Source organism: Phormidesmis sp. 146-20 (assembly GCF_052939475.1).
The window spans coordinates 43728-63845 of sequence record NZ_JBJPHT010000006.1 but is presented as its reverse complement, the minus strand read 5'-3'; the positions used below and the strand labels follow the sequence as shown (position 1 = coordinate 63845).

The window sequence follows — 20118 nt, the reverse complement described above, 5'->3', positions numbered from 1 at the left end:
GTGTCAGGGGGTGGACAGCGAAGCTTGAATCTAGGTACACCATAGCCGATCGTCGCAGTCGTGCAAAGAAACAGACCGTCTAAAGTAACAGAATGTGTTGGGCGTTGAATAAGCCTTAAGCTAGGGCGCAGACGGTCGGCGGATCACTAAGATTGATCTTAAATTGCCCAAGTTTCATCCCTTATTTAGCGCATCGTGTTTCAACTTTTATATCCGATCGTTCAGGCTCTCCAGCCGTTTTTGGTTCCGATCTGCTTCTTCTTTGCCTGGACATTCGTTTTGTTGACCGTCTGGAGTATTGCTTCGATGGCAATGTCTGGGTTTAGCAAAGCGCGGGAGATGCATCGAATTCCCTGTGCGGACTGTCAATATTTTACAGGGGACTACACGCTAAAGTGTACGGTTCACCCTTCTATAGCGCTGTCTGAAGATGCAATCAACTGCCCTGACTATACGCCAGCTCCTTCTCCCTATTAGGATTAAGGGAGTTTGTCGAAGGTAAGTCATGCTGGTACGAAAACTAAAGGATTGCCCTGAGATTGTGGCGGGCCATGGGACGCTGCTAAGAGAGTTGTTGCATCCTGCTAAACAGTCATTGAGTTTGCGGTACAGTCTGGCTCAGGCCATTGTGCCGATCGGACAAACGTCGATCGCCCATTCTCTCACTACCTCTGAGGTGTACTACATTCTCAGCGGTACGGGTGAAATGCACATTAACGCAGAAACCCAGACCATTGGGCCTGGGGATGCAATTTATATTCCTCCGAACGCAAAGCAATTTTTGCAAAATACAGGGAGTGAACCGATCGTCTTTATCTGTATTGTTGACCCAGCCTGGAAGCAGAAGGATGAGACGATTTATGAGTGAGTAAAGGGGGAAGAAACGATTGTCGCCAATCCGCCCCCTAGCTGACTCTATTCTGGGTTTGCCTCTGGATAGTGACGGTTGTTAGGAATTTGTTCTGCTTCGGGGCAGTCGTCAGAAACCAGTGGCTCTACATTCCCTTTGGGAACTGATGCCAGCTTTTGAGTCACAGCACCAATGCTTTCCAGTCGCACCATCTCTTCCCAAGAGCAATTTTCGTCGTCTTCCTCGGTTTCATAGCGCAGCGTCACCAGATCACCCTCAATGTCGAGAATCTTGGCGCGCTCAATCCAGCGTTGCTGGTCCCGCAAGAAAATCCAAACTTCACGACCATCACTACAGAGTTGATAGATCTTGCGGTGTAGCATAAGTTGCTTCTCCTGAGCAAAATGACTTTTGAAATGCGTCGTAATGGGGCAACTCTAGCATTAGAGCACCCGCATTTTCTCAAATCAGCGAGGGGCAATGGCACAATTGTTTCCCTGCTGCGAATACCCTGGCTTTTAACCCATTGGGGGGAAGCGTCGTCTTTGGGGCAAGTCTTTGATGCATAAGATAAGACTAGCGCTAGACCAGGGATTGAAAATTCTAGCTAAGGACAGGACTTGCAAAGGGCGATTGAATCAATGCATCTGTCCTGAGTGGCTAAGGATTGGAATCATTGTTTGAGGCAAATTTGAGGCAAACAGGACGCTCAACTCACTGGATGCAAGGCCGAAACGGGCCAGGAAGCAGAACGGTGTTAGCTCGGTGTCGGTTAACAAGAAGCGGCGAGGCAGTGAGGAATCTAGCCATGAATCTAGCCATTGTGCTGAGTGTTCCCATTAGGTGAATGAACCTCTAAGAAGGCTTGCAAATTGAGCCGTCTTTAAGTATCGGATTCTACCAACTATTCTATCGACTGTTAAGCGGAGTTGTTGATACAAATCGATCAATTATTAGAAAAAGGTCTATGAAGGGGTCTCTGCTGGGGATACGGGATGAAGTAAAACAGGTTTTGTCTGTCTTTTTGTCTGTTCTTTTTGAACCTTAGAGAAGCCAGCGGGGATGAAAACCAGGTAGGGGGAGCGATTCGGGTTGGGCTTTGACGGTGAGATCGCCTGTCAGAGGAAGAAGCCAGAGACGACTGTTAGCGATTTCTTTCCCGTCCGATCTTTGAGCATTTGTGTCAGTCTGGTCAAAGAGTAAGGCCAGTCCGTCGGGGGCGAGGCTGATCTGAATGTCTCGCTGTTTGGGCAGTAGGACTAGAGGATAAAGGGCTTTGAGGGGGTCAGTAGCCGCGACGGCGGCTTTGAGATCGATCGCTGCCAGGTAAGGCTGTTCTTGATAGTTGGCTCCGGGCACCAGATTGGTCAGCAGACAGTAGAGAATTTGTTTGGTGGGGTCAAACTGAGCGCTGAGAATCGAGCCAGTAGTTTTGAAGATTTCTTTTTGGGTGCCCTGGTTGCTGATTAGATAGAGCGATCGGGTGTAGTCGTTGTTAAATTTTACCATCGCGGCTGAGGAGCCATCTTTGGAGAAGTCTAAGACAGTGCCAAATTTGGGCAAAAAGTCCAGGGGGTCGGCTTGGGGCTGAAGGGGTAGGAGGGCGAGTCCCTGTCCCTGGGTGATGGCTAGCGATGCGCTGTCGGGTGTGATCAAAAATTCTCCACCGGGCTGCTTGCTGTCGAGGGGTTGAGCGGGAGCATCCTTTCGGAGAATCCACGGGCCAAAATCGTTGGTATTTTTGCGATTGACGCGCTGCACAACAATGACATTTCCGTCAGCAGACAGATCAAATTTGAGGTTTTGATACTCTGCGTTGTCGAGGACAAGGTTAATCTGACCTGCGGGCTGGGGGTCGGGGGCGGGCGATTCGGGTAAAAAGGGCAGGTTAGCGGATGGGGTACCTAGCTCGGCGGGAGATTGAATCGAGATGCCCGTCGTGACGGTGTAGAGCTTTTGTTCGACGAGGGATTGGGCTTGTTGGGCGCGATCGGTCGCCGCAAACAAAATACGATCGCTGTCTGGGTAAGGCTTAAAGTCCATGACCAACAGATTGGCGGGGGTCAGCACTTTCTTTTCTTGCTTGCTCAAGTTGAAGAGGATCAACCGGCCCGCGTCGTCTCCTTCGACCCCAATGTAGGCAAACGCGCGATCGCGGCTCTGAAACTGTCCTCTGAAGGGTTGGATGCTGGCTCGACTAGATCCGGTGAAGCGATCTTGGGCGTTTTCGAGCTTGACTTGAAAGGTCGTGCCGTAGGGGGCGGGAGTGGTGAGCGTGTAGGCCATGCGGCGGCCTGACCAGCTAAATTTTCCGGGTAGAGGTGGGTCGATTTTTAAGTTTTGCTCGACGCTGAGATGATTCATCGGGCGGCTAAAGGTGAAGACAAAGGCGCTGTCGTCTGCTCCAATTTGTTTGCCTTGCCAGTTGAATGCTCGAACTCGTGGAGCGCTGCGATCGCCGCTTAAAATCAACGCTCCGATCAAAATAGCCAGCAACAGGATCACCGCGATCGAGACGCGATCGAGGGGCTGCGGAAATGGTTTGGCGGGTGCGGTCGGCGTTTGCATGGGAACCGATATTCAGAAAGGACTATTGCAGATCGTTGAGCGGCAGAGTTAGCCCCATTTTTTCTTGTAGGGCTGAGATCACCTCTTCGCCAGATTGGGGATCTAGAATTTTAAGATCTTCCTGGGTATAGTTCATTAAATCGGCGATCGTGTAGATTTGTGTCCGCTTGAGACAGCCGATCGCTTTTATCGAGAGTTGCAGGTCTTCGATAGGGACGCGATCAAGGGAGTCATTCATAGTCATCGGCGTAAACTGTGCCTTCTAGTGTAGGGTGCCTGCGCTCAAAAACGATTTCGATCAAAAGTTTGCGCTCAAAGGGAATTAGGGTCTGTTCTAAATTGTGCAAAAGAAAGCGGTTAAGGGCAATTTTGCTAGGGAACTCTAGGGCATCCCGTCGTAGACACCACTCAGATTGCAGTCTGTTGCAAGAATTATGAACTCAGAACCCATTCCCCCTGAAAGTCAACCCGACGATCGCGACCCGATCGTGTCCGTGTTTCAAGCAGTTTCTGAGGTTGAGGCTGCCGAAGAAGCTTTTTGGAACGATTTGGACGAGATCTCTGAGGAAAGTGTCGAAAGTGTCGCTGCCAAACAAACGCTGCTAATTGACCTCAATGAGCAATCTGACAGTGAGTTTGAAAAAACGGCGATCGACCTCAAGCCTAAATACGTACAGGGCGTTTTGCAATCGGGACAGGTCTATTTGATTACCAATTTGCTGCAAGATCAGTCTCAGACATTGATTCAATCTCAAGGAGTCTGGACGATCGGTCGCCATCGGGCAGCCGCCTTACCGCTTCAAGATCGCAAAATGTCGCGCCGTCATGCTGTGATTTTGTATGCAGACCGCCAGTTTTATCTGCTGGATCTCAATAGTATGAATGGGTCTTATGTGAACGGCGATCGGGTCAAACAGCGTCAGGTTTTGCGGGATGGCGATCAAGTGTGTTTGGGTCATACCGAATTCTCGTTTTACGTCAGCCAAACCTCTCGCACGTTGGATCTGATTCATCCCGAAGTGTTTAGTCGCTTTAGCCATCGAGAGACGCGGAGAACTGCGTTTGGGGACTAGCGCGATCGAGGCGATGAAGGTGGATTCAGTTAGGTTTTTTCGCTGCGGTGTTTACGGCTTTTGCCCCCCAACCTCCCATTCTGGGGAACTTTGAGACGTTAGGTTTATTCAGTTCATGATCTCAGCGTTGAATGAAGAATTCAAGTAAGCTGCTGCCTAGATAAACATAAGCGGCCACGACGGCGATCGCACTCACAATTAGCGCGACCAAAAATCTCCAATAGTTGACTCTGGTTAGACCCACGGCGTAGCTGACGATATCCTGTGAAAGCGGCATTAGTAAAATGATGTAGAAGATGCTTTGTTGAGCCGATAAGCGATTGATTAAGCGGTCTAACTGCTCTAGATCTGTTTTGCCGATCAAGCGTTCTGCAAGGTGACGACCAAAGGTTCTTGAAAGCCAAAAATTGATGCTACAGCCGATTAGGGAAGCAAAGAAACTCAAGAAAAAAGCAGAATCTTTGCCAAACAAAACGCCGCCTAATACAAAGATAGAACTCCCGCTCAGAGGCGCAACAATCAGCGTAGAAGCACAAACTATCACAAAAATAACAGGTGCCCAAATACCTGAATTTCTAATAAAAAGATGAGCGTTTTCTAAACCAACTTTTTGAAGCACGATCGCCATGCCAACATACGTGAGTGTGAATAGCAGAATTGCTACCAACGCTTTCTTGAGTCTTAGTTTATTTTGCATAGTTGGACGGCAGGCTCAAAGCTAAATCGAAGGATAAGGAAGAACGGTATCTACAAGTTCTGATTTCTGCACTCCAGCATTCGTTCCAATTTTGATGGAATCTTGCTCCGTCAGGGGTGCGTCATGACTAATATAGAGAGATCTGTAGCTTCGTCCCTCCATCTGCGTACTGTCATGTCTATTCTCACTAGCGGCTCTCATCTCCGACAACAGTTTCTCGATTTTTTTGCAGCGCGTGGACACAAGATTTTGCCCAGTGCTTCTCTGGTGCCCGAAGATCCGACCGTGTTGTTGACGATCGCCGGGATGTTGCCATTCAAGCCGATCTTTTTGGGACAGCAGCAGGCAGAAGTGCCACGGGCGACGACGGCTCAGAAATGCATTCGCACTAACGATATCGAGAATGTGGGACGAACGGCACGACACCACACGTTTTTTGAGATGTTGGGCAATTTTAGCTTTGGCGATTATTTTAAGTCGCAGGCGATCGCTTGGGCATGGGAGCTTTCGACGCAGGTTTATCAATTGCCACCAGAACGAATCGTGGTCAGCGTGTTTGAAGATGATGACGAAGCGTTTGCAATCTGGCGTGACGAAGTTGGCATCCCGGCGCATCGAATTCAGCGCATGGGTGAGAAGGACAACTTTTGGGCATCTGGCCCGACTGGCCCGTGCGGCCCTTCTTCTGAGCTTTACTACGACTTTCATCCTGAGCAAGGAGACGCGGTACTTGACCTCGAAGACGATAGCCGATTTATTGAATACTACAATCTGGTATTCATGCAATACAATCGGGACGCAGACGGCAACCTGACTCCGTTGGCAAACAAAAATATTGATACGGGGCTTGGCTTAGAGCGAATGGCGCAGATCCTGCAAAAGAAGCCAAATAACTACGAAACGGATCTGATCTTTCCGATTGTGGAGACAGCGGCGCAAATTGCTGGAATCAGCTATGACAATGCTGACGAGACTACAAAAGTTTCGCTAAAAGTCATTGGCGATCACATTCGGGCAGTCGTTCATATGATTGCGGATGGAATCACTGCGACGAATGAAGGTCGAGGCTATGTGTTGCGGCGGCTGATCCGACGAGTGGTTAGACATGGACGATTGATCGGCATTAATCACGAATTTACTCCACAGGTGGCAGAAGCGGCGATCGACCTCTCAGAATCCGCCTATCCCAAAGTTCGGCAAAAAGCAGACACGATCAAAAACGAACTGCAAAAAGAAGAATCCCGCTTTAGAGAAACGCTAGAACGGGGCGAAAAACTGCTGGATGAAATTTTGTCAAACGTCACGGATCAAATTTCTGGACAAGATGCCTTTGTTCTCTATGACACCTATGGCTTTCCGCTAGAACTGACGCAAGAAGTCGCCGAAGAAAAGGGATTAACCGTCGATACAGAAGGCTTTGAAGCCGAAATGAAAGCGCAGCGAGAACGGGCAAAAGCGGCTCACAAAACGATCGACCTTACCGTTCAAGGCGAACTCGATAAACTGGCTGAAACGATTCAAGCGACTGAGTTTTTAGGATATTCTCAACCGTCGAGCCAATCCACGATTCAGCTTTTACTTGTCGAAGGCGAACCGATCGAATCAGCAGAGGCAGGCGCACAAGTTCAAGTCATCCTGGATCAAACGCCGTTTTATGCGGAATCCGGGGGACAAATTGGCGATCGTGGCTATCTCTCCGGCGAGTCCGTTTTGGTGCGAATTGAGGATGTGAAAAAAGAATCCGCTTTCTCGGTGCATTTTGGACGGATTGAACGGGGAACCTTGCGCGTTGGCGAGTCTGTCACGGCTCAGATCGATCTGGCATGTCGTCGTCGGGCCCAGGCGCATCACACCGCAACGCACTTATTGCAGTCTGCCTTAAAGAAAATTGTCGATGACGGCATTTCTCAAGCAGGGTCGCTCGTGTCGTTCGATCGCCTGCGCTTTGACTTTAATTGCCCTCGCTTGATTACGTCAGACGAACTGCACCAAATCGAAGAACTGGTCAACACCTGGATCGCTGAGGCACACACCGCCAACACCTACGTCATGGGGCTGACCGAAGCCAAAGAGAAAGGCGCGATCGCAATGTTTGGTGAAAAATATTCCGAAACGGTGCGCGTGTTGGATGTCCCCGGTGTCTCAATGGAGCTATGTGGCGGAACTCACGTCAGCAACACGGCAGAAATTGGCATCTTCAAAATCGTGTCTGAGTCTGGAGTCGCGGCTGGCATTCGTCGGATCGAAGCAATCGCCGGAACCGCCGTTTTGGAATATCTGAATGTGCGAGACACCATTGTGCGCGAGTTGAGCGATCGCTTTAAGGTCAAGCCCGAAGAGATTCCCGATCGCATTACGACGCTGCAAACCGAACTCAAAACCACCCAAAAACAACTCGACACGCTCAAAGGTCAGCTTGCGGTTGCCAAAGCCGATCAGCTACTCACCCAGGCTGAATCGGTTGGTGACTTCAAAATTCTGGTCGCCCAACTCGAATCCGTCGATCCCGAATCGCTCAAAACCGCCGCAGAACAACTTCTCCAAAAACTAGGCGAAGGCGCTGTGGTTTTGGGATCAATTCCTGAAGACGGAAAAGTCAGTCTGGTAGGGGCGTTCAGTCCAGCAGTGGTTAAGAAAGGCTTGCAGGCTGGGAAACTGGTGGGAGCGATCGCTAAACTTTGTGGTGGTGGTGGTGGCGGCCGTCCCAATCTGGCTCAGGCCGGTGGACGTGATGCCAGCAAGCTCCCCGATGCCCTCGCTGAAGCTCAAAATCAACTTAAATCAGGCTTACAGTAGCCGCTCCTTGAATTCGATGAAAGTTTTTCGCTGCGTTGTTCTGGTCTTCTGCCCTCCAAGCTGCCAATCTTGGGGGACTTTAGGACAAGAACTTTAGTTCAAAGTCTCTCACTGGTCGAAGAGTTAGGGGATGTTTCCGAACTGACGAACCGCAGCAAAAATTTTCATCGAATATCACGTTAAATTAACGTCAGTTCCATGAACGCTTCGCTTCGCTTTTAGATCCAGGAACGCCCCCTAAATCCCCCACGAGTGAGGGACTTTGAACCAGAATTCCTCTCTGAAAGTCCCCCAAAATTGGGGGTTGGGGCAAAAGCCGTGAACAACGAAGCGGAAAAACTCTCATCGAATATCACGTTAGATTAATTTGCGCTAATCGCCAAAATGCTTTTAGGTTCCACATTCCAGACGATTTGACCGTAGGTTTCTGGGAGGTAGCAGCCGTCTTGCTTGTCGTGGCGGACGAATTTGCACAAGAAATCGAATTTACCGTCTCGTTCGATGCGCCAAATTGCTCCTTCGACGGGATCGATCGCTCCATGTCCGGAGGTTGAGAGTGCGGTTAGGGCTTGATCGATCGCAAAGGCTTCTCCTTGATGAATCAATCGGGGAATCGTGAAAGTAGGGGCGAGGCGATCGCAAAATTCTTCATAGTTCACCCGCCGACCTGCTTGCATCACATCAAAGGCGACAAACGGTTCGTGAGTCAGGTGATAGCGCGTTCCGTGGGCTTGCAAAAGCCATTCTCCGATTAGTCGTTCTCCATTCTTCAAGACGCTGCGAAACCGATCTTCGTGTAGCCAAACCCATTGATAAAAATATTGGTGCTGCTCATAGGGCGAAGCGTTCGCCACATAGCCCGATCGAATCAAGGGATACAGCTTGCCATCTAGAAGGGCTACACCTACATTTGAGCCGTCTAGTTTTTCTTGAACGATCACTTGATCACGCCGATCGCGAAGTTTTTTGGTCGCAATTTTCGCCTGTCCTGGATTGCAGGTGTGATCTCCTGTGCCAAGTCGGGAGCCAGGAAGGTGCGGAATATGCCCGTAATTTTTGATGCCTAAAGGCTTCATCACCGTTGGTTATAAGTTTTGTAATATCCATGTAGTATAACTGTATCGTAGACGTTGTGGAATTGATGGGTGCGATCTCTTCGAGTTACCCGCAAGGGGTCGCTTCGAGTTACCCGCTAAGGGTCGCGGCTTCGTTCGATGCAATTTTGGCTAACTCTGCGGTTTATAATGCACTTATGTGAAAGCCTGTAAGTTTTGCCGATGCATTCTTATACTCGCCGTTCAATTCAAGTTGTGAAAACCAGTATGAGATCCGCTAAACAGGACACTGCTTATTGGCGAGATCAGCCTCATCACTTGCGTCTTGCTGCCTTAGAGGAAATCCGCCAAGAGTTCCATCAATGGAAATATCATGCTGAACCAGGATTTCAAAGAGTTTATACAGTTATTAAACGATAATCAGGTTCGCTATCTTGTGATTGGCGGCTATGCGGTAGCGGTTCATGGCTATCCTCGCTACACAAAAGATATTGATATTTGGATCGAGATGGCACCAGACAATGCCACCAATATTATGCAGACATGAACTTGAAGATCAATAAAAAAGCATCAGGAAGACTACAGGACTTAGCTGACTTAGAGAATTTGAACAATTGAAAAGAAAAGCTTGGGGCAGCTTACTTAAAGGCAAAGAGAAATGGAAATGTGAATAGCACGATCGCTGCCCAAATTCCATATATAAGGTAGATAGCTTGTAATCCAGTTTTTGATCGATGCGATCGACGCTTTCCCAAGAAAGAATCTTACGTACTGCACGAGCATTCCAGCCAGATTGCCAAAGACTAATAGGTTTGCAACTAAAACAACGACTCGATTGGGTGTAGTGCCATACGAGGCTAGACGAAACGCGATCGCGGCCAATGCCACGCCATCCACCATTAATGCAATTGCCACCAGCGCAAATGTAATGTAATCCCCCAGCAGTTTTTTACTGGTAGCGGCTCGTTCGGATAGGGTGAAAATAGCGATCGCTAATACTCCCAATAACATGACGTTAAAGACAACCAAAAACTCTCGATCGATAAAGGGATTGCGTCGCAAAGTCAAAATGCTAATTAAATATGCAATTAAAGTCAGTAACACTAATGGGCTAAAAATTCGGGCGATCGTCGGTGCCAGGTTGCCAATTAGACGACTTTGGGCATGAGTTAAATGAGTGGCCACGATCGGAGCCGCACACAAGGCATAAATCAAAATGTATTCATAGTAAAACGAGTTAATATTGACCGAAATGATAGAAAAAAGTCCCGCTGTTATGCCCACTAGCAAGCTGCCACAGATGATCAAGAGGGTTGTGTAGATCAGCATTTCGCCGTTGTATTTCAGGTAGTCCATCCGGCGATCGGAGTTTCTAAAGTCTCTACCCGCAAAGACAAATCCTAAAACTGCTCACAAAAAGAAAGGTAGATGTAAACAAGACAAAACAAGCGTATGGGAGGTATCTGAATTTGGCAGCGTGTTGATAAACACAAGCGGTAGAACAAACAGAGCGAGGCTGGCTCCTGCAAGGCTTTTACCAGACTTGTTTTGAGTTAGGAAGTAACCAGCAAGGGCTGGAAAAATGATGAAAGCAATGTTTCTTGGATAAAACCAATTTTCTGTGATCTGAGGAAAGTAAGTGGGGAGTTTTGCGATCGTGCCTGCCAGTAAACAGAGCATCAAAATCAAACTGCTGTCCGCAAAAATCTGGCGAGATTGAACAGGTTGAGTCTCCTGAAAATGCAGCCGTTCTTGCCAAACGTTTAGAACGATCGCATCGGGATTTTCGGCAAACACAGATTCAAAAGCAACTCGAAAAGCCTCTGCATCTTCTCGAAACAGTCGTTCTAACTCGGCGGGGTTTTCTAAATTTTCTTGGATTTGCTGAACGAAATTCATGCGGATTGCTGCTTTGATAAGGGTTGAGAAGCGCCAAAATTGTAGATGCAGCGAAATCAATGGAAAGCTTCACTTTAAAGTTTTAGGATTCCCGAATTTATGGATCAGCCTTTTCTGTTGATTTTGACGAGTGCTTTGGCGTTTTACCTCGCCTGGAATCTGGGCGCAAATGATGTCGCAAACTCAATGGGAACGTCCGTCGGCTCCAAAGCGGTGACCTTGAGGCAAGCGATCGTCATTGCGGGCATTTTGGAATTCACTGGAGCCGTTCTCTTTGGGCAAGAAGTTTCTGCAAAATTGGCAACAGGCGTGGTGAACTTAGAATCGTTTGCCTCAATGCCGCAGATTTTTTTGTTGGGCATGATTGCCGTTCTGATTGCTGCGGGCATTTGGCTCAACGTTGCAACCGTGTTTGGCTTTCCGGTTTCGTCGTCTCATGCCACGGTGGGCGCGATCGCCGGGTTTGCCTGTGTTGCGATCAATCCGCAAGCGGTGAATTGGTCGTCGCTCGGCATCATTTCCTTAACGTGGGTCGTCACGCCCGTGGTCAGTGGCGCGATCGCCGCCAGTTTCTATCGTGTGATCAAGCGTTGGATTCTCGATCAGCCTGACCCGATCGCCCAACTTCAAGAATGGATTCCCTGGCTGAGTGCTGTGTTGATTGGGGTGTTTGGCGTGATTGTGCTGCCCACCTTAAGCGAACCGATTCAGAAAGTTCTTAGCGATCGGCTTCACCTGCTCATTCCCGCTCACGATATTCCCTTGGTGATGGGCGGCATGGGAGCGATCGCGCTCACCTTCACGAGCTGGCGACAGCTAGAAAAAAAAGAGCCGCTTCCCGAAGCCTTTCTCGCCCGGTTTCAGGTGGTTAGCGCTTGCTTTGTGGCGTTTGCTCACGGCTCAAATGATGTAGGAAACGCGATCGCACCGTTGGCGGCGATCGTCTCTATCTCCCAAACGGGAACCGTTCCCCTACAAGACTTTCGAGTTCCTTTGTGGATTCTTGTGCTGGGCGGCATGGGCATCGTGGCAGGATTGGCAGTTTTGGGAAAAAAAGTGATCGCGACGATCGGCGAAGGCATTATTTCTCTACAGCCCAGCGGCGGATTTTGTGCAGAATTAGCAACCGCAACGACGATTTTGGTGGCTTCTCGGTTTGGTTTGCCCGTTTCTACGTCTCATGCGCTGGTGGGGGGAGTCGTCGGCGTGGGACTGGTGCAAGGACTGAAATCAATTCAAGGAAAAACGCTGCGATCGATCGCCCTCACCTGGCTTGTGACCATCCCCATTTCAGCCGGACTCAGCGCCGTAATTTTTGTGATTGCGCGATCGCTTGTTCAGAGATTCCTACCCATTCTGCTCAACTAATGTTTTATTGGGAACAATACCAAACAGGCTGATAAAGTTTTTGTGAAGACGAAAAGCCTGACCGCGAACAGCAGGGGCAAGGACAAACACTCATGAGTCTAGAGGATAAGCGAAACCGTTTTGGGGCTGAGGGTGCAAACGCTGAATCGCCCGACATCAAGCGTCTGCAAGAGATGAGCGCCAAGTTGTCTTACGAGATCAATCAGTTGCAGGCCCAAAAAATGCGGCTGATGCAAGAAGTTGCTGATTTGCAGGCTCAGTTACCTCCCCAGCCGTCTGCTCGACGCGCCTATCCGATTCCTTTAGAAGTGCCTGCTGCTCCGCTTCCGTTTCGCACAAGGCTGACTCAATTACGGGTGACGCAGTTTGGGCTGCTGTTGGTTTTGATTTCGACGCTGGCGCTCTCGATTCACAATGTGATTGTTCGCATGATCATTGGGACTCCGATCGATTTGTTTGGCATCCTTTCGTTTGGCGGATTTATTCGGCCAAGTTTGGGTAATTCGCTCTTGATTTTGTGGATGAGAATGCTGGTGGTCGTGCCGATGATGGCGATCGTTGCGGGCTGGCTTTATCCGCCTGTGTGGAGTGATATTAAGCAATTGTTGTTGGATCGCGATCGCCGTCCCTTGTCCAATGTGATTTGTAGCGGTGGGTTTTTGTTTTTGTCTCAAGTGTTGATCTATATTGCGATCGGAGCGGTCGGCCCAGGTGTTGCAGTCACGATTTTGTTTATGTATCCGTTGGTGACGGTGCCGTTGGCTTGGTGGCTGTTTGGCGATCGACCGACGCGCCTGCGGTTGGGTGTGATGTTGACGATTTTGTTAGGGGTGATTTTTACCGCCGTTCCCAGTTTCAAACAAACGGGCACAGTGTCTTCGACGGGCATTATGGCTGCGATTTTTGCGGGTGTGGCGTTTGCCTTTTATCTAATTTTTATGCAGCTTGGCTTCAAGAAGCTTCATCCGGTGCCCGTGAGTCTGGTGCAGTTTGTGACAATCTTCTTTATGTCGAGCTTGATTTTGTCGTTGCCGTTGCAGTTAGGTGTGTTTGTGCTGCCTGAAAAGCGGTGGGGCTTTCTAGTGGGCGGCGTTGTTTTGGGAGCGTTGACGCTGGTAGGTTATCTGACGAATAACTTTGGAGTGCGTCAAATGGGTGCGGCGAGAGCGTCGATCGTGGCCTCTAGCGGCCCAGTCGTGACGGCATTGTTAGCGGTTCTGATTTTGCACTTTCCTCTGTTGAGCGAACAGATCATTGGAATTTTTCTAGTGACGATCGGCGTGACGGCTTTAAGTTTTGAACGAATGCGCTCGATCGGACGGGCCAAAGCCGCTAAGTAGTTAGAAATTTACTTTCCAAAGCATCCAACTTGATTACGACATACATTGTGGTCACACTGTAGGTACAGATGAGTTGAGATTTGAATGGGATGAGCGCAAGGCGAAATCTAATGAAAGATAATTATGACTTCTCCCAATCTGTGAAAAATCCACACATTAAGAAGCTGAAAAAGCAAGTCACAATTCGACTTGAAGAGGATATCGTTGAGTACTTTAAGGGTTTGGCTGAGGAAACAGGGATTTCTTACCAAAGTTTGATTAATTTATATTTGCAGGACTGTGTAAAGTCGCAGCGCAAGCCGACATTGGAGTGGATAGGTGAAGCTTAACAACGCACTGGAGCGGATGGTATAAACTCTCTGCGCTTCGTTTCCGTGATGTCTGCTGCTACTCACTTTAGCCGTCATGCGGCTCACTCTTGGTTGAGACAGTATTGGTAAATTGTCTATGGGGTGTTCAAGTTGCTTTGGAGTTGTCGATGAGGCGATCGCAGAGCATTTGTAAAGTACCTATTGCAACAATCTTCTCAAGCCACCCCTTCAAGCTTGAAGCATCAGTTCAGTGGCAAAGAATGCAAAAAACCTAGGGCGGCGTAGAAGGCAAATCAATCGTAAAAACAATTTGAAGCGATCGACTCTCAACTCGAATCTGTGCGCCTAGTTGCCCGACTAATTTTTCGACGAGAGCCAGTCCTAATCCAGTGCCACCTTGTTTCCAGCGATCGCCCATCGGAATGCGGTAAAACTTCTCAAAAATGCGGCTCAACTCGGCTGGGGGAATCTCGACGCTGGTATTGCAGACTCTTAGCGTCACGGCTTCGACTTCTGGAGGGGGCAAAGTGACACAGATGGTGATTTCTCCACCCGGCGGGGTGTATTTGCAGGCGTTGGTGAGTAGCTCTGTGACAATTCGCTCTAATTTGGCGGGGTCGGTAAGCACAGCAGGCAGGTGACTGTCTAGATGGAGGCGGAGAACTTGTTGACCCGACTGAGCGCGTTCTTGAAAGGTGTCCACGATCGCTGGGAGCCAAGTTTGAAGACAAAGTGATTGCATTTCTGCAATGTCTGCGCCTGCTTCGATCCGTTGTAAATCCAGCAAATCATTGATCAGGGCTGTTTCGCGATCGCACTCGTGCTGCAAAATTTCTAAGTAGCGATCGCGATGTTCGTGGTTTGAAGACAGTTGTAACATCCGAATCGCCATTTTCATGTTGGCCATCGGACTTCGCAATTCGTGAGAAACGGTACTCAAAAAGTCATCCTTGAGATGACCCAACTGCTGAAGCTGCTGCATTTGTTGATTGAGTTGAGCCGTGCGCTCGTGAACCTGACGTTCTAGCCCTCGATTTAACGTTCTGACTCGCTGATACATTTGTTTGAGTCTTTGGGCGGCTCGTTTGCGCTCAGTGGCGATCGCTCCCAACACAATCCCGGTATGCGTAAAGCCCATCAGACCAAATTGCAGCGCCAGCGTATTGGCAGCCCCGCTCCGAGAACCGACTAAGAACGCTACGCCCAGATTGATCCCCAAAACAGTCGCCGTTGCTCTCGGAAACCCATACTGAATCGCAATCCAGATCATCGGCAAAAATACAAAGTAGGTATAGTCCAAACTTGTGCCACGGGGAGTGCCATAGCCGACCCAGATTCCTGCTGCCAGTAGTGTCACATGAAACAACAGAACCGGGATTCCTTGACGCGACGGCCAGCGCAACTCATCATCTCCACCCGAATCTTGAGGCGATCTCTTCGAGTTACCCGCAAGGGGTCGCGCTTCTCGATGTAGCCAGATCCAGGGCACCTTTCGCAGCAATACCAGCAAAAAAGGGGCTAACATCCCAATTCCTGTCGAGTCGCCCGCGCAGTAGTGCAATGTAAGCATGAGCCACTGTGACCAGGGAATCAGTCCGATCGTGGCAAAATTAACGACTTGTAAGAACGCAATAATCAGGGGGGCAATCAGAGCCGCGATCACCGTAAACCAAATCACATCGCGCAGTTGCCGAAGTCGAGGATTAATTTTTAAGACTTTGAGTAAAAGCCAGCAAGCCCCGGTGTAACCGATCGTCGTAACAACATCAAAGACAATCAGCGTCTCGATCGGCAGTTGGCGAGGACTCACAAACCAGTAATGGATGAAAGTATTAAGCAGCAGGGTCGGCCAAAAGCGCAGACCAAACACCAGCAAAAGAACGACATCCAGGGCAGAAGGCGGATACCAGACTTGAATTTCGGGGGCTGACTCAAATCTCACAGCCATGAGATCCAGTCCATACCAAAGGGTCAAATAAATTGTGACGACTAAGACGACTTGTAACCAGGGGGGCGATCGCCGTAACCATTCAAGCGGCTCTCTAAACACAGGCAATTCATGAGGGGTGGGTGCAGGTGGGTCACTTTGGTTCTCATTGCTCACAGTGCTTTGGGGAGAGAATGCAATTCAACACTTTAGGATGGTGATGGTATTGATGTAACCTTCTCAAGGAATAGGGCTAAATTTGCTCTCATTGAAGTTTGGCGATCGCTCCCCGTTCGACTAAAAGTTTATCGGTTAGCAAGTCTCGCACAGTAGCGACTAAAATTCTCTGGTCGGTGACTTCAAACTGGACGGTGATGCGATCGAGTCCAATCTGTCCGGGTGGATCGAGGTGGGCAACACAAACGGACGGCTCCTGATGGGCGAGGGGGCGATAGGTTTCTTGTTGGCGTAAAGGGGTGCTGGTCATTCTGCCCTGAGCGTCGTAGGTGACTTCGGCTTGTGAGGCAGCGGCCACTTCTCCAATATCGAGGCGGATTTCTTGCTGTCCCGTTGTGGCGACTTGTAGGGTCAAGACTTCGGAACGCTGACAGGGATAGGAGGTGCCCTGGTCAAAGAGCGGAAAGTAGGTATACGATCGCGCCGCAGGTTCCCATAATCGAATTGCGTAGGTGTGGCGCAAATAGTCGTCAATTCCAGTCAGTTGAGTCAGCGCCAAGGCTCCGTGAGCAACCGCTTCAAAGGGTTTGTCGAGCTTGACGCGCTGCCGCCCAAAGTAAGAGAGAACAAGCTGTTGAACGGCGGGAATTAGACAACTTCCTCCAACTAAAAGAACTTGCTCCAGATCACCTTTACGAATCCCTTTACCCAGGGCGATCGTTAACACTTCATCAAGCGCCTGGCGCAACTGTTCGAGTAGGTGACGCGATTCGAGAATGGTTTCTAGCCGAGTGCGATCGAGCTTCAGATCATAGGAGGTAAAGGTTTCTTCATTGAGCCAGCTTTCGGTTGCTGATTCGACACTGGACAAGCGGATTTTGAGACGTTCGGCGATCGCCAGTAGATTTTGCCAACCGATCGCGCCTACCGTTTCTCGTGAAGCCCCGATTTGATGTAAATAATCTTCCACAATCCAGGTATCAATATCTTCTCCCCCAATGTAGGCATCTGATTTAGCCAACACTTCGGCTCGATGGATTCCAGACGTTCCCGCGACCGTTCGGACAAGGCTCAGATCTAGCGTTCCGCCACCAAAATCGACCACCAAAACGAGAGACCCCGGACGCTGAATGGCATATCCCAAAGCGGCGGCCGTTGATTCGTCTACCAATTGCACTTGTGATACCTCCAGCCGATCTGCTAGGTGACGAAACCAATCATGATAGCGATCGAAGGCTCCGATCGGGACGGTAAAAATTACTTGAGAGGGGGTAATATTCTGTTGTTTAATCTGTTGCCAAATGTATTGTAAAAACTGGTTAGAAACTGATTCAACACTGTAGCTAATTCCATCAATCTGACGAGGCGGCGGTTGAAAATCAGCAGCCAGATCCCGCTTAAACGACTTGAAAAAGCGATCGGGTTGAGTGAGTCCCAAGCGCTGCGGTCGTACCTGTTCTCCCACCACAAATTCGTCTGCACTTTTGACAAACATCACCGTTGGCACTACAGGAATTTCGAGTTTTTCTCCGTTTTTGGTCAAGCGAAACAGCCGCGAAATGGTTGGAAACCGCAGCGTTTTGGGAGCTTGGGTGTCGGGTTCAAGAATGCTAACAACAGTGTTACTCGTGCCGAAGTCGATGGCGATCGCAGTCATGGAGCGTTTTGAAATCAGAATTAACAGGGGCTATAGAAAGTCCTAAATTGTCTATGAGAACCGTCAAATAATAGGTTGTTAGCCATTGATTAGCCATTGATTTGTGACTAACCATCAATAACTAAATTTCCACAATTCAAATCAGATAGCAATATCAGACATCTTAACTTTTGTTTGATGATTTAATCGTCTGAACGGGTGGCAGCGTCCGACTGACTCTGGCGGGACAGAGAATACGATCGCCCTGCTGATAGCCCACAAATCGAATGTAGACGAGTTCACCTGCTGACAGGTCTTCGATGTCGGGTTGGTGTAGTCTCTGATCGTAGGGTACTTGACTCCAGGGAACACCGATCGCTTCGATACCCCAGCTTTCAAGCAGATTCTCTAATGGTGTAAAAAGGGCGGATAAGTTTTGGGCCGGAAGATTGGGATTGGCGGCTGCCATTTTGCGGGCACTAGGATAATTAGTTAGCAGCGTTTGCAATTGTTCAAAGGTGTCAGTCTGAAAGTCCTGATTGAGTTGTATTTTTTGTTGTTGAAGCTGTTCTCTCAACCGCAAACACTGCTGCTCTAAATCAGTCTGCTTTGAGGTTGCGATCGCCTCTCTAAGTAACTGCGAAGCAACTGGATTTTTGATCGAATTCGTCTTTCTCCTTGAGGACAAACTCAGAACAATACAGGACACTACAAACGTCAAGATCCAGCCAAACCAGAAAAAATTGGATTCGTGCATGATGGATAGGGTGCGATCGCTTGCCTGTACAAACTTTTATAGTTGATCAATGTACTGCCAATGATCATCTGAGCTACGAACGCTATCCTTGATTGTCTAGCCAAGTTGTCAGGTCATCGATCGTACTAAAGTTCAATAGCGCGATCGCAAGTGCTTCTAGTTGGTTAGCAGACATGGTTGAGATACGATCGCTTAGAAGTTGAGGTAACTGTCCCACTTTCTGCTGTAAAAGGAGAAACACGAGCGATCGCCGCCCCTTTTCCATGCCCTTTTCCATGCCCTTTTCCATGCCTTTCTCTTCCCAACTGGTCAGGTTCTGCATAATTTCCTCCTTCTGGCTAGGATTCATTTTATCAATTTCGGATTGAAACCTTTGCTCCTCTTTGACGTTTAGCCGGAGATACGTGTCTACAAACTTGGAAACCAATCGGGTTTTAGCAGGATTGAGGCGCAGGGTCACCAACAATCGTAAACATTCTGCTTTGACCTTGGCGCGGTCTTTCTTCGCAATCTTCATCTTTGCCATCAGCGCCGCCGCCACTGGATTGGGCTGATTGACATAGCGCCGCCAGTTTAGCCGATTGAGTTGAATCGACTCAAAACTAAACTCCAGCACTTTCCGAGTCGGAAACGCCACTTTGTAAGTGTTCTCTTCTACTCGATACGGTTCATCAAAGGAAAAGATCACGATCGGATAGATGTCTTTCACATATCGCTGATGCAGTCTTGCAAAGTAATAAAACATTCTGCGGTGAAAGTGAGCTTGACTGGATGCCTGCGCTTCAATGTGGACTAAAAAGGTTGCATCTCGTCCCGCTTGTTTAACTTCTACTAACAGGTCAATAATTTTCTCCTCACCCTCAACCAGATCAGCGAAGTATTCTTGTTGTAGAAAGGTGATGGAATTGGGGTCGATCGTCCTAGCGATCTCAGGCAAAAACAGTTCCAAAAACTCTAAAAAGAAAGTGGAGATCAGTTCTTTGAAGTTTTGGTCGTGGTCGATCGTCATTTACAAATCTAGAGACAGCATTTTTATCAGAAGTTAAAGCGTTAGATGAACCGATAGAAATCCTAAATCAGTTGTGAGAATCTTGAAATGGTCAAGTTGTTAGTCTTTAGTTCTGAGCCATTAGTTTGCGACTGATCACTAACGACTAATCACTAACCACCAAACTCCCACAACTCATTAGGATGTTCATTAGATTTAGAACAACTACGTTGCAGATTGTTTCTTGTAAGCTGCCCAACCACCCAGATCAGAAATGTCAACCCACTGATATTTTTCAACCAGATCACGCGGATAGAGCATCGCTGTCAAGACTTCTCCATCTTCGAGAATGACATCGCCTGGATACATATTGGGCGGCTCCGTGGAGACTAAATAATCGTACTGAGCGATCGTTAGTTCATACACTTCACCCGGAATGCTAATGCCATTCTCCTCGACTTGATAAATCGCGGGGTGCCAGCCTTTTTGTGCGGCATGGAGACGATATAACGGTTGGGTATTAGCCGATCGCAGAAACGTTGCAGATTGCAGATTGCCGTGATCAGGCTGTCCTTTGAGTGCCGAGCCACAGATAAAAACGCGCTTAGTGTCCGCAGAATTGGTTGCTGTCATGGTGAAAAGAATTCAATAGTAGACGATCGATTCGCAGGAAATT

General features: G+C 48.7%; 20 protein-coding genes. 8 read left to right on the top strand and 12 right to left on the bottom strand.

Features of this window, described 5'->3' with window-relative positions:
* Positions 1–195: 195 nt before the first annotated feature.
* On the top strand, positions 196–477 hold the full coding sequence (locus ACKFKH_RS07305; RefSeq protein WP_446857600.1) for a hypothetical protein: 282 nt from the start codon (positions 196–198) through the stop codon (positions 475–477).
* Between the two features lie 28 nt (positions 478–505).
* A complete protein-coding gene (locus ACKFKH_RS07300) occupies positions 506–868 on the top strand; it encodes a cupin domain-containing protein (RefSeq protein ID WP_446857599.1) in 363 nt (120 codons plus the stop codon).
* 47 nt (positions 869–915) lie between these two features.
* Here ACKFKH_RS07300 and ACKFKH_RS07295 read toward each other — a convergent pair whose 3' ends face one another.
* The 3 genes from ACKFKH_RS07295 to ACKFKH_RS07285 form a co-directional block, all read right to left on the bottom strand.
* Positions 916–1233: a DUF6679 family protein gene (locus ACKFKH_RS07295; RefSeq protein WP_446857598.1), complete on the bottom strand. Its 318-nt coding sequence runs from the start codon at positions 1231–1233 to the stop codon at positions 916–918.
* Between the two features lie 661 nt (positions 1234–1894).
* Positions 1895–3418 carry a hypothetical protein gene (locus tag ACKFKH_RS07290; protein WP_446857597.1) on the bottom strand — a complete coding sequence of 508 codons (1524 nt, stop codon included), beginning with the start codon at positions 3416–3418 and terminating at the stop codon, positions 1895–1897.
* Between the two features lie 22 nt (positions 3419–3440).
* Complete coding sequence (locus tag ACKFKH_RS07285; RefSeq protein ID WP_446857596.1) at positions 3441–3656, bottom strand: DNA-directed RNA polymerase subunit alpha C-terminal domain-containing protein; 216 nt, start codon at positions 3654–3656, stop codon at positions 3441–3443.
* Positions 3657–3852: 196 nt separating this feature from the next.
* On the opposite strand from ACKFKH_RS07285, the gene ACKFKH_RS07280 reads away from it, so the two are divergent.
* Entirely contained in the window at positions 3853–4491 is a 639-nt protein-coding gene (locus tag ACKFKH_RS07280) for an FHA domain-containing protein (protein WP_446857595.1), read from the top strand.
* Positions 4492–4612: 121 nt separating this feature from the next.
* Here ACKFKH_RS07280 and ACKFKH_RS07275 read toward each other — a convergent pair whose 3' ends face one another.
* On the bottom strand, positions 4613–5188 hold the full coding sequence (locus ACKFKH_RS07275; RefSeq protein ID WP_446857594.1) for a TVP38/TMEM64 family protein: 576 nt from the start codon (positions 5186–5188) through the stop codon (positions 4613–4615).
* Between the two features lie 174 nt (positions 5189–5362).
* On the opposite strand from ACKFKH_RS07275, the gene alaS reads away from it, so the two are divergent.
* A complete protein-coding gene (gene alaS, locus ACKFKH_RS07270; protein ID WP_446857593.1) occupies positions 5363–7984 on the top strand; it encodes an alanine--tRNA ligase in 2622 nt (873 codons plus the stop codon).
* 362 nt (positions 7985–8346) lie between these two features.
* On the opposite strand, the gene ACKFKH_RS07265 is transcribed toward alaS, so the two are convergent.
* Positions 8347–9060, bottom strand: a complete 714-nt coding sequence (locus ACKFKH_RS07265; protein WP_446857751.1) for an RNA ligase family protein — start codon at positions 9058–9060, stop codon at positions 8347–8349.
* A gap of 352 nt (positions 9061–9412) precedes the next feature.
* Here ACKFKH_RS07265 and ACKFKH_RS07260 point away from each other — a divergent pair, with 352 nt between their 5' ends.
* Entirely contained in the window at positions 9413–9586 is a 174-nt protein-coding gene (locus tag ACKFKH_RS07260; RefSeq protein ID WP_446857592.1) for a hypothetical protein, read from the top strand.
* Between the two features lie 95 nt (positions 9587–9681).
* On the opposite strand, the gene ACKFKH_RS07255 is transcribed toward ACKFKH_RS07260, so the two are convergent.
* Complete coding sequence (locus tag ACKFKH_RS07255; RefSeq protein WP_446857591.1) at positions 9682–10395, bottom strand: hypothetical protein; 714 nt, start codon at positions 10393–10395, stop codon at positions 9682–9684.
* Between the two features lie 54 nt (positions 10396–10449).
* Positions 10450–10938, bottom strand: coding sequence for a hypothetical protein (locus tag ACKFKH_RS07250; protein ID WP_446857590.1), 489 nt, complete (start codon positions 10936–10938; stop codon positions 10450–10452).
* 99 nt (positions 10939–11037) lie between these two features.
* On the opposite strand from ACKFKH_RS07250, the gene ACKFKH_RS07245 reads away from it, so the two are divergent.
* From ACKFKH_RS07245 to ACKFKH_RS07235, 3 genes are all read left to right on the top strand, one after another.
* Positions 11038–12306 carry an inorganic phosphate transporter gene (locus ACKFKH_RS07245; protein ID WP_446857589.1) on the top strand — a complete coding sequence of 423 codons (1269 nt, stop codon included), beginning with the start codon at positions 11038–11040 and terminating at the stop codon, positions 12304–12306.
* Between the two features lie 92 nt (positions 12307–12398).
* Positions 12399–13646, top strand: coding sequence for a DMT family transporter (locus ACKFKH_RS07240; RefSeq protein WP_446857588.1), 1248 nt, complete (start codon positions 12399–12401; stop codon positions 13644–13646).
* Positions 13647–13756: 110 nt separating this feature from the next.
* Positions 13757–13975: a CopG family antitoxin gene (locus ACKFKH_RS07235; RefSeq protein ID WP_446857587.1), complete on the top strand. Its 219-nt coding sequence runs from the start codon at positions 13757–13759 to the stop codon at positions 13973–13975.
* Positions 13976–14228: 253 nt separating this feature from the next.
* Here ACKFKH_RS07235 and ACKFKH_RS07230 read toward each other — a convergent pair whose 3' ends face one another.
* From ACKFKH_RS07230 to ACKFKH_RS07210, 5 genes are all read right to left on the bottom strand, one after another.
* Entirely contained in the window at positions 14229–16061 is a 1833-nt protein-coding gene (locus tag ACKFKH_RS07230; RefSeq protein WP_446857586.1) for an ATP-binding protein, read from the bottom strand.
* Between the two features lie 88 nt (positions 16062–16149).
* Entirely contained in the window at positions 16150–17718 is a 1569-nt protein-coding gene (locus tag ACKFKH_RS07225; protein WP_446857585.1) for an Hsp70 family protein, read from the bottom strand.
* 163 nt (positions 17719–17881) lie between these two features.
* A complete protein-coding gene (locus ACKFKH_RS07220) occupies positions 17882–18454 on the bottom strand; it encodes a nucleotide exchange factor GrpE (protein WP_446857584.1) in 573 nt (190 codons plus the stop codon).
* Positions 18455–18536: 82 nt separating this feature from the next.
* On the bottom strand, positions 18537–19463 hold the full coding sequence (locus tag ACKFKH_RS07215) for an Rpn family recombination-promoting nuclease/putative transposase (RefSeq protein ID WP_446857583.1): 927 nt from the start codon (positions 19461–19463) through the stop codon (positions 18537–18539).
* A gap of 204 nt (positions 19464–19667) precedes the next feature.
* Positions 19668–20075, bottom strand: coding sequence for an allophanate hydrolase-related protein (locus ACKFKH_RS07210; RefSeq protein WP_446857582.1), 408 nt, complete (start codon positions 20073–20075; stop codon positions 19668–19670).
* Between the last annotated feature and the right edge of the window lie 43 nt (positions 20076–20118).